The sequence below is a fragment of the Telmatobacter sp. DSM 110680 genome (genome assembly GCF_039994875.1).
Taxonomy (GTDB): domain Bacteria; phylum Acidobacteriota; class Terriglobia; order Terriglobales; family Acidobacteriaceae; genus Telmatobacter.
The window spans coordinates 3,630,771-3,646,981 of record NZ_CP121196.1 but is presented as its reverse complement, the minus strand read 5'-3'; the positions used below and the strand labels follow the sequence as shown (position 1 = coordinate 3,646,981).

Annotated in this window: 14 protein-coding genes; 10 read left to right on the top strand and 4 right to left on the bottom strand. The window is 56.6% G+C overall.

Annotated elements, in window-relative coordinates:
* The first annotated feature begins 221 nt into the window (after positions 1-221).
* The 9 genes from P8935_RS14925 (at position 222) to P8935_RS14885 (ending at position 8,185) form a co-directional block, all read left to right on the top strand.
* Positions 222-914, top strand: coding sequence for a lipid-binding SYLF domain-containing protein (locus tag P8935_RS14925; RefSeq protein WP_348261094.1), 693 nt, complete (start codon positions 222-224; stop codon positions 912-914).
* A gap of 161 nt (positions 915-1,075) precedes the next feature.
* Complete coding sequence (locus P8935_RS14920; RefSeq protein WP_348261093.1) at positions 1,076-1,795, top strand: hypothetical protein; 720 nt, start codon at positions 1,076-1,078, stop codon at positions 1,793-1,795.
* Positions 1,796-1,914: 119 nt separating this feature from the next.
* Positions 1,915-2,682 carry a hypothetical protein gene (locus tag P8935_RS14915; RefSeq protein ID WP_348261092.1) on the top strand — a complete coding sequence of 256 codons (768 nt, stop codon included), beginning with the start codon at positions 1,915-1,917 and terminating at the stop codon, positions 2,680-2,682.
* A gap of 188 nt (positions 2,683-2,870) precedes the next feature.
* Positions 2,871-3,368, top strand: coding sequence for an NAD(P)H-dependent oxidoreductase subunit E (locus P8935_RS14910; protein ID WP_348261091.1), 498 nt, complete (start codon positions 2,871-2,873; stop codon positions 3,366-3,368).
* A complete protein-coding gene (locus P8935_RS14905) occupies positions 3,365-5,026 on the top strand; it encodes a NuoF family protein (RefSeq protein WP_348261090.1) in 1,662 nt (553 codons plus the stop codon). Before P8935_RS14910 ends, P8935_RS14905 begins: the two co-directional genes overlap by 4 nt.
* A complete protein-coding gene (gene hoxU, locus P8935_RS14900; protein ID WP_348261089.1) occupies positions 5,023-5,736 on the top strand; it encodes a bidirectional hydrogenase complex protein HoxU in 714 nt (237 codons plus the stop codon). Before P8935_RS14905 ends, hoxU begins: the two co-directional genes overlap by 4 nt.
* Positions 5,733-6,266 (top strand): oxidoreductase, encoded by a 534-nt coding sequence (locus P8935_RS14895; RefSeq protein ID WP_348261088.1) that lies wholly within the window; start codon positions 5,733-5,735, stop codon positions 6,264-6,266. Before hoxU ends, P8935_RS14895 begins: the two co-directional genes overlap by 4 nt.
* 20 nt (positions 6,267-6,286) lie before the next feature.
* Positions 6,287-7,708, top strand: a complete 1,422-nt coding sequence (locus tag P8935_RS14890; RefSeq protein ID WP_348261087.1) for a Ni/Fe hydrogenase subunit alpha — start codon at positions 6,287-6,289, stop codon at positions 7,706-7,708.
* A gap of 9 nt (positions 7,709-7,717) precedes the next feature.
* Positions 7,718-8,185, top strand: coding sequence for a hydrogenase maturation protease (locus P8935_RS14885; protein WP_348261086.1), 468 nt, complete (start codon positions 7,718-7,720; stop codon positions 8,183-8,185).
* 6 nt (positions 8,186-8,191) lie between these two features.
* Here the strand turns inward: P8935_RS14885 and P8935_RS14880 are convergent, their stop codons facing one another.
* Positions 8,192-9,610, bottom strand: coding sequence for an alpha-L-fucosidase (locus tag P8935_RS14880; RefSeq protein WP_348261085.1), 1,419 nt, complete (start codon positions 9,608-9,610; stop codon positions 8,192-8,194).
* A 119-nt stretch (positions 9,611-9,729) separates the two neighbouring features.
* Entirely contained in the window at positions 9,730-10,374 is a 645-nt protein-coding gene (locus P8935_RS14875; protein WP_348261084.1) for a dihydrofolate reductase family protein, read from the bottom strand.
* A gap of 161 nt (positions 10,375-10,535) precedes the next feature.
* Here P8935_RS14875 and P8935_RS14870 point away from each other — a divergent pair, with 161 nt between their 5' ends.
* Positions 10,536-11,195: an MOSC domain-containing protein gene (locus P8935_RS14870; RefSeq protein WP_348261083.1), complete on the top strand. Its 660-nt coding sequence runs from the start codon at positions 10,536-10,538 to the stop codon at positions 11,193-11,195.
* Between the two features lie 154 nt (positions 11,196-11,349).
* On the opposite strand, the gene P8935_RS14865 is transcribed toward P8935_RS14870, so the two are convergent.
* On the bottom strand, positions 11,350-12,366 hold the full coding sequence (locus P8935_RS14865) for a dihydroorotate dehydrogenase-like protein (protein ID WP_348261082.1): 1,017 nt from the start codon (positions 12,364-12,366) through the stop codon (positions 11,350-11,352).
* Positions 12,363-15,989, bottom strand: a complete 3,627-nt coding sequence (gene nifJ / locus P8935_RS14860) for a pyruvate:ferredoxin (flavodoxin) oxidoreductase (RefSeq protein ID WP_348261081.1) — start codon at positions 15,987-15,989, stop codon at positions 12,363-12,365. The genes P8935_RS14865 and nifJ overlap by 4 nt, the downstream gene beginning before the upstream one ends.
* Positions 15,990-16,211 lie beyond the last annotated feature (222 nt).

Below are 16,211 nucleotides of genomic sequence, written 5' to 3'. Positions count from 1 at the left end.
AGAGAGCGGCATAAAGTTCGCTATCGCTTAGCTGGAATGTCTTATAGGGCAACCAAATCGCTCCTTGTCGGCTCAAACTAGTTAGCGGATAGGTGGGATAAACACCGATCCGCTTCTTTGCGCGGCGCAAAGAAGGCAAAAAGATTAATTCCCTCCCCCACTACTCTCCGCGGGCCATCAGCATAAGAGACCTGCCGGTAAAACCTGAAAGGTGAATGATTATGAAGAAGATTATGGTGACTCTCGCAGCGGTGAGCCTGGCGACGGCAATGACCTGCACGGCCGAACAGGATAAGCATGATACTACGGAGCGGCTCGATAAGGCGGCAGCCGTTCTGCACGAAGTGATGGCAGCCCCTGACAAGGGAATTCCGGAAGAAGTTATGGATCACGCGAAGTGCGTTGCCGTCGTGCCGCACATGATCAAGGGCGGTTTTGTGTTTGGCGCACAGGGCGGGCGTGGTGTCGCCACCTGCCGTACTGAGCACGGCTGGAGCGCTCCGGCGTTCTTCGCTATAACCGGCGGCAGCTGGGGATTGCAGATCGGCGTCGAGGGCGTGGACCTGGTCATGATCATCCAGAACGATGAAGGCATGAAGCACCTGCTCGCCAGCAAGTTTCAGTTGGGCGCAGATGCCTCTGCAGCGGCCGGCCCGGTAGGACGTCACGCTTCCGCTGACACCGACTGGAAGATGAATGCTGAAATTCTGACCTACTCCCGCGCCAAGGGTGCATTTGCAGGCCTCACACTGAATGGTGCGAGTGTTCGTCCTGACGATGATTCCATGAAGACGGTTTACGGCGCCGATGTCACATTCCGCTCCGTCTTGAATGGTGCGGTTCCTCCTCCGCCAGCTGCCCACGCATTTCTTGCCGCAGTTCGCGGTGCGCGTGCGGAAGCGGCATCCCGCTAAATCTATCGTGTTGCGAAAGACCGCGAGCACCCAGATATTGATGTCTGGGTGCTCGTTTTGTTTGAGTAGAAACTCGATTCTATCCGTCTTAGAGATAGAATTCCGCGGGATCGAACTCGCGGTAGTTCAAACTATCTAATTTCAAATGAAAGAATTCCATCATGAAGAAGCGGTGGCGAGACATCGCCGGATGTGTCTCAACGATTCTGTTCTTGGCATCGTGTCATGTAATCGCACAAGAGCAGCCTGACGCAGCGGCCGTGGTGCGCGGCGTGGACAGCTCAGTAAGAAATCGAATCGACCGATTAGCCGGTTACACCGTCACAGAGCACTATGCTGTCTATCGCGGCAAGGATGAAACGCACCAAGCCGCCGATATGGTGGTAAAGACGACCTATCGCAAAGAGACGGGTAAAAGCTACGAGGTTCTATCCCAGAGCGGAGGGGCCGTCTGGCGCAACGAAGTGCTGGGGACTCTGCTGGACAATGAAAAGCGCATGAGCCAGCCCGGCAATGTCAGCACCGCGCTGATCAACAGCTCCAACTATGACATGAAGTTGGAAGCCAACACGCACGAGCAATTCAACGGGCGTGATTGCCTGGTGCTGGATATTACGCCGAAGCACAACAGCCAGTATTTGTTTAAAGGAAAGCTCTGGGTTGATGCGCAGGACTATGCGATTGTGCAGCTGAAAGGTACGGCGTCGAAGAGCGCATTCTTCCTGGCTAGCGCCGCCGAGGTGGTCCGTCAATATGACAAGATGAGCGGCTTGCCGATGGCAACACATGCCCAGGCGGTTTCTGGCAGCTCATTGCTCGGCCAGACGGTGGTCAAGATTGACTACACGGACTACCAGCTCCAGCTGACTCCGGGCAGTTAGGCGGGTACAAACTCGGCGTCTTACGTGATTTCGGCATTCCGCTGGCGCAATCAGGTTGCTGGAATGGCGTGACGAATGAACGCGCAATGTGTCCCGATCCTGCTCTATACTGAGCACCTGTGACACCGATCTGGAGCGACTGGAAACTGATGGCGGCTCTCGGCTCCTGCCTGGTGCTGGGGCTTCGTCATGGTTTCGATTATGACCATCTGGCCGCGATTTCTGACATTACAGCCGTACAAAAGAATTGGCGCAGCGGACTGAGGCTGGGGATGACCTATGCTCTCGGTCATGCCTTCACCGTAGTCGCCCTCGGCATTATGGTTCTGCAGTTGCACATGGGGCTGCCACAGGGGTTGGACCACTGGACGGAGCGGCTGATCGGGCTCACGTTGATTGTGCTGGGCATCGGAGTGGTGGCGGGCATTCTGCGTAAGGACGCTCACGGGCATCGCCATAGCCGCATCGAAAGTCGCCTGGCAATCGCCATCAATGGAGTGCTGTGGATGGCATGGCGGGTGCGGCGGATCTGGAATCGTGAGGCGCCAAGGCCGGAGCGGTTTCAGTGGATGTATACCGGAAAATCCGTTTTCCTGATTGGGGTTCTGCACGGTGTGGGAGCTGAGACACCCAGCCAGTTGGCTCTGTTTTTCCTGACAGCAAATCTTGGCGGGGCGTCGCGCGGGATGATGGGACTAGCGGCATTCGCCTTCGGCCTGGTTGCCATGAATGCATTGATGACCGCATCCATAGGCGGAGCATTCAACGCGGGAGGCCATCATTCCCGGCTGTATCACGTGATTGCGTGGACCGGCGCGGTGTATAGCTGTGTCATCGGATTGGTATTTCTCTTCGGCATTTCCGATCGACTTCCAGCTTTAGGCTGAGTCCAAATATTCCCCGCCAAATTCCTCTTTCGCGGCCCTTTCAGGGGCTCTGTTCCGGCTTATGAAACAACTTAGGAACGGAGTGACCGTGGTCACCGTCAGTCGTATGCTTCCGGGGGTAAAACAAGGCCAGACAGAGAGCGGAGCGTAGCAGAGTAAGTGCTTCGCCCTCAACGTCTGGAGGGATCGTGCCCGCATTCACACCACCGCCGCTGCCTAGCGACGACAAACGTTGGAAGATCGTGAACGGCACCATGCGCAAGAATGGGTTTGCCCGTCACGCTCTTATCGAGACACTTCACACCGTTCAATCTGCCTTTGGATACCTCGACGACGATGCGATTCGATTCGTCGCTAAATCGCTGCGTGTGCCGCTGAGCCAGGCCTATGGAGTGGTGACTTTCTATCACTACTTCAGCTTGAAACCGCCGGGCAAACACACCATGACGATTTGCACTGGCACTGCCTGCTATATCAAGGGCACTGACAAACTGGTGGCTTCCGCTGAAAAGCGGCTTGGAATCCCACAAGGCCAGACGACCAAGGACGGGAATATCAGCCTCATGACCGCACGTTGCGTTGGCGCCTGTGGACGCGCGCCGGTGGTGCTGACTGACGGCGAATTGCAGGGCCAGATGTCCGGCGAAGAGATGCTGGCACAGCTGGAAAGGTGGGCCGTCGAATGACCATTGAAGAACTGGATCAAATCGCCGAATCGGTTCGCACCGAGAACGCAAAGTTCGACCATGAGATCAACGTTTGCATGGGAACGGGCTGCCTGAGTCAGCACTCAGACAAATTGAGAGACGCCCTTACCCAGGCAGTCACTGACTCTGGAAAGCGCGCTATGGTGCGCCGCACGGGTTGCATGGGACTTTGCGCAGCCGGCCCGCTGGTTCTCGTTGACCCCGAAGAAACACTTTACCAGCACGTCAAGGCGGAGAATGCCGAAGCGGTTATCGGCAGTCTCGGTGGAGCGCCTATCGCCAGCTTGCAATGCGATCTTCGCGAGCACTTCGATCAGCAGGTGCACGTGGTTTTGGAGAATTCTGGCCAGATCGATCCGGAGAAGATTGACGACTACATAGCCCGCGATGGATACAGGGCTCTTTTGACCGCAGTAAACGACATGACCCCGAATGGCGTGATCCACCAGATCACGGCAAGCGGTCTGCGCGGACGCGGCGGCGGCGGATATCCGACGGGCCTGAAGTGGGGCACAGTTGCCAAGGCATCCGGCGATATGAAGTACGTGATATGCAATGGCGACGAGGGCGATCCCGGTGCATTCATGGATCGCAGCGTTCTGGAAAGCGATCCGCAGCGCGTGATTGAAGGCATGGCCATCGCGGCTTACGCGGTGGGCGCCAGCAAAGGTTACATATACGTACGCGCAGAGTATCCGCTTGCAGTTGCACGCCTGACCAATGCGCTGCGTGATGCGCGGCGGCGTGGTTTGCTGGGCAACAACATCGGCAACACATCCTTCAACTTTGACGTGGAGATTCGTCTTGGCGCCGGAGCATTTGTCTGCGGCGAAGAGACCGCGCTGATCGCATCAATTGAAGGCAAACGCGGTACACCCAAACCAAGGCCGCCCTATCCCGCAGTCAGCGGACTATGGGGCAGACCCACACTAATCAACAACGTGGAAACCTTCGCCAATATAGCGCCCATTATCCGCAAGGGCGGTAAGTGGTTCGCGAGCATGGGATCCGCGCGAAGCAAAGGCACAAAGGTTTTCGCACTAACCGGTAAGATCACCAACACAGGCCTTGTCGAAGTGCCGATGGGCATTACGCTCCGCGAGATCATTGAAGTGATTGGCGGCGGCGTACCGGATGGACACACCTTCAAGGCGGTGCAGACCGGCGGTCCTTCCGGAGGTTGTCTGCCGGCGGAGATGCTGGATATCGGCGTCAGCTATGACGCGCTGGTTGCGGTCGGTTCCATCATGGGTTCGGGTGGAATGATCGTGATGGACGATACGTCCTGTATGGTCAATGTCGCTCGCTTCTTTATCGAGTTCTGCATGACCGAGTCTTGCGGGAAGTGCATTCCATGCCGCGCCGGCACAGCCCAGATGCACACACTGCTTACGCGCATCTGCGAAGGTCACGGAACCCTAGCCGATCTTGAACTGCTGGTCGAACTTTGCGCCACCGTTAAAGAGACCAGTCTTTGCGGACTGGGACAGACGGCTCCCAACCCGGTGCTGAGCACGCTGCGTTACTTCAAGAATGAATACATCGAACACATCGTGCACAAGCGCTGTCCGGCAGGCGTGTGCAATATTGCTGGAGCCGTAGAGAAGGTTAATGCTCCGGCGGAGGTTTTGGCATGAGCGAAAGCGTTGGCGTAAAAACACTGCAAATCGACGGACAGGAAGTCAGTGCACGCTCTGGCCAGACCATCCTCGAAGTTGCACTTGAAAACGAGATCTACATTCCGACTCTCTGCCATCTCGATGGACTGAGCGATGTGGGAGCCTGCCGCTTGTGTGTGGTGGAAGTGAAAGGCAATAACAAGCTGTTTCCGGCCTGCGTGACCACCGTATTTGAAGGCATGGAAGTCAGCACCAATACTGAGCGGCTGCGGAAACATCGCTGCAACATTCTGGAGTTGCTCTTCGCGGAGCGCAACCATGTTTGTTCGGTTTGCGTTTCAAACGGTCACTGCGAGTTGCAGACCATGGCGCAAAACCAGGGCCTGACGCATGTGCGCCTGCCTTATCGCAACCCTGAACTGACGGTCGATGCATCGCACGAACGTTTCACAGTCGATCACAATCGCTGCATCCTATGCACGCGCTGCGTGCGCGTATGCGCCGAGGTTGAAGGCGCACACGTTTGGGATGTTATGGGCCGCGGTATTAACTCCATCGTCATCACCGATCTGCATGAGGACTGGGGAAAGTCGAGTTGCACGCGCTGCGGTAAATGCGTGCAGGTATGCCCCACCGGAGCATTGTTCGACAAGGCCAAGATCGGCTCCGATCACCCCAAGTATCCGGATTTTCTGCCTTACCTGAACCAAATGAGGGAAGCGCAATGAGCAAACTGAAACTAGCAACAGTATGGCTTGACGGGTGTTCCGGATGCCACATGTCGTTCCTGGACATGGATGAGCGGCTGCTGGAACTGGCGGAGCTTGTTGACGTGGTCTACAGCCCAATCGTGGACGCCAAGGATTTTCCCGACAGCGTGGACATCGCACTTGTAGAGGGAGCGGTCGCTTCGGTTGACGACGAGAAGAAGATCAAGAAGATCCGTGCGCACTCCAAGATGCTGATCGCGATCGGGGACTGTGCCATAACGGGCAACGTACCTGCAATGCGCAATCCCATCGGACGTGAAGCGATTCTCGATCGTGCTTACTTTGAGAATGCGACGATACAGGCGCAAATTCCTTGCGTCGTGGTTCCCGAGCTTCTGAAGGTTGTGCGCCCCATACACGAATTCGTGAAGGTCGACGTCTATCTTCCCGGCTGCCCGCCTTCCGCAGACACATTTCACACAGCGCTGACCGCGCTCATCACCGGAGAGCCGCTGGACATTCCGGCCCTCACCCGCTTTGGAGCCTGATCCCCAAAGGAGTTCGAGTTATGACGCAAACCATCACGATCGACCCCGTTACCCGCCTTGAAGGTCACGGCAAGATCACGATCTATCTGAACGATCAAGGCGAAGTAGAGAATGCACAGTTTCATGTCACGCAGGTGCGTGGCTTCGAGAAATTTTCTCAAGGCCGGCCATTCTACGAGATGCCGGCACTGACCGCGCGTATCTGCGGCATCTGCCCCGTCTCGCACTTGCTGGCATCGGCGAAGGCTTGCGAGGCAATCATGTCGGTGCGGATTCCGCACACTGCCGCGCAGCTTCGGCGCATCCTGAACCTGGCGCAGATGGTGCAGTCGCATGCGCTGAGCTTCTTCCATCTCTCATCACCAGACCTTTTGCTGGGCATGGAATCCGATCCTGCGCAGCGTCACATTTTTGGCGTTGCGGCGGCGAGGCCTGAACTGGGACGCGCCGGAATCGGGCTGCGCCGCTTTGGACAACACGTTATCGAACTGCTGGGCACAAAACGCATCCATACCGGATGGGTTGTACCCGGCGGAGTGACCGAACCCCTAAGTGCGGCAAAGCGCGATGAGATGCTGGCCATGCTGCCAGAGGCATACGCTAACGTGGGCCTGGCATTGGCGGCCTATAAACAGATTGCCGACCGCTTCCAGCAGGAGATCTCCGTATTTGCCAACTTCCCGTCGAATTACCTCGGCCTCATGAACGAAGACGAGAGCTTTGAAATCAATGACGGCGCTCTGCGGTTAATCGGACCGAAAGGCGACATCATCGAAGACGGGATCACGGCACAGCATTTCACCGAGGTGATCGGCGAAGCGGTAGAGAACTACAGCTATACCAAGTTTGTCTACTACAAGCCGCTGGGCTATCCCGAAGGCAGTTACCGAGTGGGTCCGCTTGCACGACTCAACATCGTGAAATCGATGGGCACGCCACTGGCCGATCAGGAGCTGAAGGAATTCAAGCAGCTAGCGGCAGGTCCCGTAGAAAGCTCCTTCTTCTACCATCACGCGCGACTTGTCGAGGTGCTCCATGGCATCGAGAAGATCGAGCACATCCTTGCTGATACGCAGATTCTTGACACGCATGTGCGCGCGACCGCCGGCGTTAATCGTCTGGAAGGTGCTGGACAGATCGAGGCACCGCGCGGAACGCTCAACCATCACTACAAGGTGGACGAAAATGGCCTAATCACGTGGGCTAACCTCGTGGTGGCTACCGGACACAACAACAACGCCATGAATAAAGGCGTTCTGCAGGCTGCCAGGTGCTACGTGAAAGACGGCAAGTTCACCCCCGGCGCTCTGAACCGGGTCGAAGCTGTGATCCGCACTTTTGACCCATGCCTCAGTTGCTCAACGCACGCGTTCGGGCAGATGCCGCTGGCGATGACGATGATGTCGGCAGACGGCAAGGTCGTTGATCAGGTAATTCGTTAAGATAGCTGCATGACTTTTACGGCCCGATGTCTCATTCTCGCTTGTGGAAACACGCTACGCGAGGATGATGGCGTCGGGCCGTTTCTTGCAGAATGGGCAGAAGAGCGCTGGCGCGATGACGCGCGGGTCCGCGTTCTTTGTGATCACCAATGGACGCCGGATATGGCGGAAGTGATCGCCTCAGCCGAGACGGTTATCTTCGTTGACTGTGCACTGGATCAAACTCCCGGCCAGATTTTGCTGCGTGAGCTTAGCCCTGCCGGTTTGAAACCGGGATTGGTTACGCATCACCTCGGCGCTGCAGAACTGCTCAGTGTGGCACAGGAACTCTATGGAACACGGCCACGAAGAGCTTGTCTGTTCACGGTAGGCGCCGGAAGCATCGAACTGGGCGAAGGCCTCAGCCCCGCTGTCCGCGACGCACTTCCCGACGCGAAGGACATTCTCGAGGTTACTGTGCGTCAGCTCCTCGGCTGACTCGAATCAGCGGGCGTAGTCCGCTAGCTTGAACGCATAGGCGTAGTCTCCCTTTGGCGTTCCCCGAAGCGCGATGCGCATACCATTCGCTTGATCTTTCGCCCCCAGATCGCTGTTGTCGCCAACCTGAGTGATCGCAATTCCATTCTTTGCCGGAAGGTCCGTGATGGTGATTGTCTGCGCCTTCGGTTTTCCAAGGACCGTCACATACAGGTCGTTGCCCTTCTTAGTGAATCGAAGATCGTCACCCTCGGCCGACTTCCCTGTCGCTTTGGTCCACGGAGTTGTGTCGTAGATGGCTTCTCCGTTCTGCTTGAGCCATTCTCCGAGCGCTTTCAAGCGCTCCATCTGCACCGGCGGGATGGTTCCATCGGCTTCGGGGCCAACGTCGAGCAGGAGGTTTCCATTTTTGCTTACGATGTCGACGAGCAGTGCAATCAGCTCGCCAGGCGCGATGGTTTCCTTTTCACCTTCTGCGCGGTTGTATCCGAATGAGCGACCGAGTCCACGGCACTCTTCCCACTTCTTCTCGCTGATCTGGTCCTTTTTCTCGTACTCGGGCGAAGTGAAGTCAGAATGCTTGATGCCGAAACGGTCGTCGATGACCCCGTCGGGAATAGCATTGTAGTAGTCAGCTTCGACCTGGAGGGCGTTGCCAGTTTTAGGCCAGTCGATGTCGTTCCACAACACTGCAGGATGGTAGCGGTCGATGAGCTCGTGAATTTGCGCGAAGGCGTATTTACCGTAGGCTTCGCTCTGCGGCTTCACGGCATCGTAATCCTTGTCGGTTTCGATCGGGCCAGTGTTGAAGGTCCAGTCATAGCCGCCGGAATAGTACAAGCCCATCTTCAAACCTTGATTCTGGACAGCAGTCGTCAGCTCGCCAACGATGTCGCGCTCGGCGTGCAGTTGACTCGGTTTGAGACTTGGGGTGGGATTGGGCGTGGTGCTAGGCCAGAGGGTAAAGCCCTCGTGGTGCTTACTGGTGAGAACAACATAGCGCGCTCCGGCATCGCGAAAGATAGCGGCCATCTTATCGGGATTCCACTTCTTTGATTCTCGATTGAAGGTCGGAGCGAAGTCGTAATATCCCTGTTCGCCGTAGTGCTGTTTGTGGTACTCGGCCGTTGGCGAGCCTGGAACGCGGAGCACGTTGAGGTACCACTCGGCGTAGGGGTTGTAGCGGATGTAGTCGGCCGAAGAGAAGTCGTGGTCGGGGTGATTGATGGGCGCCCAGCCTGGCACGGAGTAGAGACCCCAGTGGATGAAGATGCCGAGCTTGGCTCCGTCATACCACTGCGGAAGCGGATGCCGATCGAGCGATTCGAGGGTGGGATGGTATTTTTGAGGTGCCTGCGCGAAACAAGACACAGTTGACAAAAATGCTGCAGAAAGAATTCCGACGGCTAGTGGTTTCAAGATCATTCGTGACCTCGTTGAAGTTGCACACGTAATCATAAGGTCTGGGGGCAGTGAAGCAAGCACAGATATGGTGGTCTCGACAGGCGGCAATAAAACTGGAACACACTGCGCGAAACTGACTTCTAGCCCTTCTCCAACACAACATGAGTCGCGTTTGGAGTTATGGTTCGCTCCTTCACTGAAAAGCCCAGAGAAGGCAGGTCAATGCCGGTAAACAGGGCCTCGCCGCGGCCCAAAACAACGGGCGAAACTGCAAGGTGTATTGAGTCGATCAGTCCGGCTTGCAGATACTGCCGCACCGTAGAAACGCCGCCTCCAATTTTGACATCTTTATCTCCGGCTGCCTGTTTGGCACGTTGCAGCCCTTCGCCGATCCCTGCAGTCACAAAATAGAAAGTGGTTCCCCCTTCCATGATGATCGGGTCTCTTTCATGGTGCGTGAGGATAAACGTGGGCGCATGATAGACCGGATTATCGCCCCACCAGCCTTTCCAGTCACTGTTTTGCCAAGGACCACGGATGGGGCCGAACATATTGCGGCCGAGAATAAAGGCGCCGAAGTTCTCCATCGCGCGACGCGCGTATTCGTCGTCGGCATCGTTTGATCCGCCGTCCTTGCCCTGCATGGCGCGAAACGTTTTGGTATGAAAGAACCACTGAAAGATTTCGGGGCCGCGCTTTCCGAGCGGGTCATTGAGACTTTGTTCCGGGCCGGCACTGAAGCCGTCTAGTGAAACGCCAAATCCAGCGACGCGAACTTTTGGCATGATGGCAAACCTCCGTTCCTATCATGCTATCGTGTGCGCAGAACGTATGGCCGCGCTAGCTGCCCGTTCTCGCGGCATCCAGAGCACTTAGGAGGCGCATGCCGGAATCCGCTTTTTTCGAAACTGTCGTCGGCCGGCCATCATCAAAACGAAGAACCTTTATGAGACTAATATCTGTTAATTGCGGACTGCCCCGGGAAGTTGAATGGCACGGGACGAACATCACCACATCGATTCTTAAGGAACCCGTGGAAGGTCGCGTTGCTTTGCGGACGCTGAATCTGGATGGAGACAGGCAGTCGGACCTGACGGTGCACGGCGGTGAGTACAAAGCGGTGTATTGCTATTCGGTTGAGCATTACGACTACTGGAGAGCGCAGTTGCCAGGGAGAGAGCTAACCATGGGAGCCTTTGGAGAGAATTTCACCATCGCGGGCCGCGCAGATGAGGATTCGGTGCACATTGGCGACCGATTCGCCATTGGGTCGGCGGAGGTAGTCGTAACGCAGCCCCGACTTCCCTGCTACAAGCTCGGCATCAAGTTCGGAATGGATGACATGGTTAAGCGATTTCTTTCGAGCGGGCGAACGGGGTTTTATCTTGCAGTGACTCACGAGGGTGAAGTCGAATCGGGAGATGAAATCAGGTTGTTGAATCATGATCCAAGTTCACTTACTGTTTCGGCGATCACGCGACTTTATGTCGCGAAGGAGTACACCGACGAGGATTTGAGGCTGGTGGACAAGGCTCGCAAGTTGGACGCATTGCCGGATAGCTGGAAGCAATGGCTCTACGAGAGAGCTTATCGACGCAAGGGGTGATGCGGGAATTGCGTACTTAGAAACGCCAACGGCGACTGCACTCATTTGTGCGGCCGCCGTTGGTGCCCAGGAAGAACCCTTGCGTTGCTTAAATCTGACCATCTCGTCCACCGGCCCCAGGGATGCTCCGCTCAGGACGAGATTTCACCAAATGTTAAAACGCTGCCACGGTTTGGCGCAGGCTGTAGGAGCTTAGCGTCTTGATGTAATTTCCGCGATCGAACGGCGATACATCTGGCACGGAACGACGGCTGAGGCAGCCCCGGGTTTCGGAGAGCGACGAAAATTCACGCTTCTCCAACCAGTACTGAAGATCAGAGAGAACGCGGCCGATGTGTTCAATGCCGTGGATGTGGAGTGCCGAACACATCATGGCAACGGTGCCCCCAGCCATGACGCTCTTGATGACATCTTCTGCCGAGTGCACGCCGCCCGTAATCGCGATGTCAATGTTGAGGTGGCCGTAGAGGATTGCGGCCCAATGGAGGCGAGGCAACAATTCAGACGGCGTGGAGAAGTGCAGCGTAGGACGCACTTCAAGAGTCTCGATATCGAAATCGGGCTGATAGAAGCGGTTGAAGAGGACGATTCCGGCAGCACCAGCATCTTCAAGCTTCGCGGCCATGTGAGGCAAGCTGGTGAACGACTGCGAGAGCTTGACCGCGACCGGCACTTTGACCGCTTTGCAGACGTTCTCTACGAGCTCGAGCAGTTGCGCTTCCAATTCATAGGAAGTCTGGCTGCGATCGGTAGCAAGCGCGTAGGTGTTGAGTTCGATGGCATCCGCACCGGCCTGCTCTGACTCCTGGGCGAAACGCATCCAGCCGCCGCTGGTCACCCCGTTGAGGCTGGCGAGGATCGGAATCTTTACCGCATCTTTGGCGCGCCGCACGTGATCGAGATAAACCTCGTGAGTCATGCGGTAGTCGTTCAGATCGGGAAGGTAGCCGAGTGACTCTGCAAAGGATTCTGTGCCTCGCGACAAGTCTTCGTCGAGCGCACGCGATTCAAGCGCGAGCTGCTCTTCGAAGAGTGAGGTGAGCACGATTGCCGAAGCGCCGGCTTCTTCCATGCGGTGCACGTTTTCAATCGATTCTGAAAGCGGCGTCGAAGATACAACGATGGGCCCATTCAGTTTGAGGCCCAAGTACTTTGTGGATACATCAATCATTTGGATCCTCCGGCAGGCGGGGCTGCCAGTTTCTCTTCGGTCTTTTCTGCGGGCGCGATGTTCGGCGTCTCGCCACGACCCGGCATGGAGGCACGGGACGAGTAGACACGCCACTGGCGCTCAACATCGTCTTGTGCTTCCTTGAGCAGTGTGGCAGCTACCTCAGGATTGCTGCGAGCGAGCATGGTGTAGCGAGCTTCGCGATATGCATAATCCTTTAGGCGGATCGACGGTGCTCGCGAATCAAGTTGGAACGGATTCTTTCCTTCTTCGCGAAGCGCGGGGTTGTAGCGCATGAGCGGCCAGTACCCAGATTGCACAGCGAGCTTTTGCTGTTCAAGTCCGTGCACCAGGTCGTAGCCATGGGCGATGCAGCTTGAATAAGCAATGATGATCGACGGACCATCGTGCGCCTCAGCCTCCTGGAAGGCCTTGACGACGTGACTGTCGTTTCCGCCCAGAGCAACCTGTGCCACGTAGACGTAACCGTAGCTAACCGCCTCCATTGCGAGATCCTTCTTTGCGTTCATTTTGCCGCTGGCCGCAAACTTGGCCACAGCACCACGCGGAGTTGCCTTGGAGGATTGGCCACCAGTGTTCGAGTAAACCTCAGTGTCGAGGACCAGGACGTTGACGTTCTTTCCTGACCCGAGGACGTGATCGAGTCCGCCGAAACCGATGTCGAAGGCCCAGCCGTCACCACCCAGAATCCACACGCTCTTGCGAACCAGCGACTCGGCTATGGCGAGCAGATTGCGCGCGTCAGATGAGTCTATTGCCGCGAGCTTGGTGGTAAGGACTTTCACGCGCTCGCGCTGTGCTGTGATTTCAGATTCGGTCTTTTGTGGCGCATTGACGATGTCAGCTGCGAGTTCGGGGCCAATGGCGGAGGCAAGACGCGTTACCAGTAACTCGGCGAAAATCTTTTGCTGGTCAAGCGCGGTACGCATGCCAAAGCCGAACTCCGCGTTGTCTTCAAAGAGCGAGTTGGCCCATGTCGGACCGCGACCGGAGGCGTTTTTGCTGTAAGGAGTAGTGGGCAGATTGCCGCCGTAGATTGAGGAGCAGCCTGTCGCATTGGCGACGTAGAGCCGGTCACCGAAGAGCTGGGTGAGAAGCTTGATGTAGGCAGTTTCGCCGCAACCCGCGCAGGCGCCGGAGAACTCGAACAGCGGTTGCAGAAGCTGCAGATCTTTTACCTGCGAATGCGAGAGCTTGTTGCGATCGACTTCAGGAAGGTCAAGGAAATATTCCCAGTTGTCGCGCTCGGTCTCGCGCAGCGGAGCTTGCGGCACCATGTTGATGGCTTTTTTGCTGGCGTCGCTCTTGCTCTTCACCGGGCAGACATCCACGCAGACAGCGCAACCGGTGCAATCTTCCGGAGCAACCTGCAGCGTGTAGTGGTCGTTTTCCATGCTCTTCCATTTCGGCTTGGCCCACTTGAAGGTTGCGGGAGCCTTGTCGCCGAGTTCGGGACTGTAGATCTTGGCGCGGATCACGGCGTGCGGGCAAACCATGACGCACTTGCCGCACTGGATGCAGAGATCCTTGTCCCAGGCAGGAATGAACTGTGCGATGTTGCGCTTCTCCCACTGCGCGGTGCCTGTAGGAAATGCGCCACCGGCAGGAATCGCGCTGACGGGAAGCAGATCGCCGCGTCCGGCTGCGATCTCGCCGAGCACGTTGCGAACAAATTCTGGCGCCTTGCCGGAAATGGACGGGATCAGGTCGAAATCCGATGAAGCAGCAGAGGGCAACTCGACCTTGTGAAGGTGTGCGAGCGCCGCGTCTACAGCATCGTAGTTCTTCTGGACCACGGCATCGCCGCGCTTGCCATAGGTCTTCTTGATGGCCTTCTTGATCTGCGCGATGGCTTCTTCGCGAGGCAGCACGCCGCTGATGGCGAAGAAGCAAGTCTGCATGATGGTGTTGATGCGCGTGCCCATACCGGCATCGCGTGCAACCGTATAACCATCAATCACGTAGAACTCGATCTTCTTGCGCAACATCTCTTCCTGCGTCGACTTGGGCAGCTTGTTCCAGACTTCGGCAGCAGAATAAGGAGAGTTGAGCAGGAAGACCGCGCCGGGCATGGCTGCTTCAAGGACATTCATCTTTTCGAGGAAGCTAAAGTTGTGGCAGGCCACAAAGCTGGCGCGGGTAATGAGGTAGGTGGATCGAATTGGATTGGGTCCAAAGCGCAGATGTGATGTCGTCATGGAGCCGGACTTCTTCGAGTCGTATACGAAGTAGCCCTGCGCGTAGTTGGGGGTTTCGCTGCCGATGATCTTGATCGAGTTCTTGTTTGCGCCTACGGTGCCGTCGGAGCCTAATCCATAAAAGAGTGCGCGTACGGTTCTTGGATCTTCGGTAGAGAACGCCGGATCGTACGAAAGGCTGGTATGCGAAATGTCGTCGTCGATGCCGATGGTGAAGTGATTCTTGGGGACAGTCTTGTTGAGTTCGTCGTAGATGCCCTTGACCATGGCGGGAGTGAATTCTTTTGACGACAGTCCATAACGACCGCCAACGACGGTCGGCATGGCAGCAAACGGAAGGGTGTCCGCATGTTCGGCGAGAACGGTGACTACATCCTGATACAAAGGCTCGCCGGCTGCGCCCGGTTCCTTGCAGCGATCGAGAACGGAAATCGCTTTGACGGTCGCGGGAAGCGCGTTGATGAAGGCTGAGGCATCGAAGGGCCGATAGAGGCGGACCTTGACCATGCCAACCTTTTCGCCTTGCTTGACCATCGCGTCTACTGCTTCTTCAGCAGCTTCAGCGCCCGACCCCATGATGATGATGACGCGCTCTGCATCGGCTGCGCCGTAGTAGTCGAACAGGTGGTAGGCACGACCTGTCTGAACTGCGAAGCGGTTCATGACAGACTGCACGATTCCTGGGACAGCCGCATGAAATGGTGAGCAAGCTTCGCGCGCCTGGAAGAAGACGTCAGGATTCTGCGCGGATCCGCGAAGCAGGGGGCGATCGGGACTGAGCGCGTTCTGGCGGAACTGGATGATGTATTTGTCGTCGACCAGCGCGCGGATGGTTTCGTCGCTGATGGGAAGAATCTTGCCGACTTCGTGCGAGGTACGGAAGCCATCGAAGAAATGAATGAAGGGAATGCGCGATTCAAGAGTCGCGATTTGCGCGACGAGCGCCATGTCGGCAACTTCCTGCACGGAGTTCGATGCCAGCATCGCCCAGCCCGTGGAACGGCATGCCATCACATCGGAGTGATCGCCGAAGATTGAAAGCGCGTGCGTGGCCAGGGTGCGAGCCGTGACGTGCATGGTGGCCGGGGTCAATTCACCGGCAATCTTGTACATGTTGGGAATCATCAGAAGCAGGCCTTGCGAGGCTGTGAAGGTAGTGGCAAATGCACCAGCCTGCAGAGCTCCGTGAAGTGCGCCGGCAGCGCCGCCCTCACTTTGCAGTTCTTCCACGATGGGCAATGCGCCCCAGATATTCTTTTTGCCCTCCGAGCGCCACTGATCCGCCCACTCGGCCATCGGCGACGAGGGTGTAATCGGGTAGATTGCAACGACTTCGGAGAGTCGATAGGCTACAGAAGCCGCGGCCTCGTTCCCATCTAAAATCACCATTTCCTGTTCACTCATTCGCTTTGCCTCATGACATATCCTGCGGCGAAAAACCGCTACGAGGAGTCTCTGCTTTGAGGGAGTTAGCGGCTGTGATGAGAGACACAGGGCGGCCATCAATTACCACATCATGAAACGTTATTCATATTGCACGAGTGGTGTTTTGATGGCGGGTTCGTTTCCGGTTGCAACGCGTTCATTCGGGCAAAGCCCTTCCCGCTCCCGCGAAAAACCTTTGAT

Bases quoted from the DNA above. Each gene is read 5' to 3' on its own strand.
- P8935_RS14925 (WP_348261094.1), top strand. From the start codon at position 222: ATGAAGAAGATTATGGTGACTCTCGCAGCGGTGAGCCTGGCGACGGCA.
- P8935_RS14920 (WP_348261093.1), top strand. From the start codon at position 1,076: ATGAAGAAGCGGTGGCGAGACATCGCCGGATGTGTCTCAACGATTCTG.
- P8935_RS14905 (WP_348261090.1), top strand. From the start codon at position 3,365: ATGACCATTGAAGAACTGGATCAAATCGCCGAATCGGTTCGCACCGAG.
- hoxU (WP_348261089.1), top strand. From the start codon at position 5,023: ATGAGCGAAAGCGTTGGCGTAAAAACACTGCAAATCGACGGACAGGAA.
- P8935_RS14895 (WP_348261088.1), top strand. From the start codon at position 5,733: ATGAGCAAACTGAAACTAGCAACAGTATGGCTTGACGGGTGTTCCGGA.
- P8935_RS14890 (WP_348261087.1), top strand. From the start codon at position 6,287: ATGACGCAAACCATCACGATCGACCCCGTTACCCGCCTTGAAGGTCAC.
- P8935_RS14885 (WP_348261086.1), top strand. From the start codon at position 7,718: ATGACTTTTACGGCCCGATGTCTCATTCTCGCTTGTGGAAACACGCTA.
- P8935_RS14880 (WP_348261085.1), bottom strand. From the start codon at position 9,610: ATGATCTTGAAACCACTAGCCGTCGGAATTCTTTCTGCAGCATTTTTG.
- P8935_RS14875 (WP_348261084.1), bottom strand. From the start codon at position 10,374: ATGCCAAAAGTTCGCGTCGCTGGATTTGGCGTTTCACTAGACGGCTTC.
- P8935_RS14870 (WP_348261083.1), top strand. From the start codon at position 10,536: ATGAGACTAATATCTGTTAATTGCGGACTGCCCCGGGAAGTTGAATGG.
- P8935_RS14865 (WP_348261082.1), bottom strand. From the start codon at position 12,366: ATGATTGATGTATCCACAAAGTACTTGGGCCTCAAACTGAATGGGCCC.
- nifJ (WP_348261081.1), bottom strand. From the start codon at position 15,989: ATGAGTGAACAGGAAATGGTGATTTTAGATGGGAACGAGGCCGCGGCT.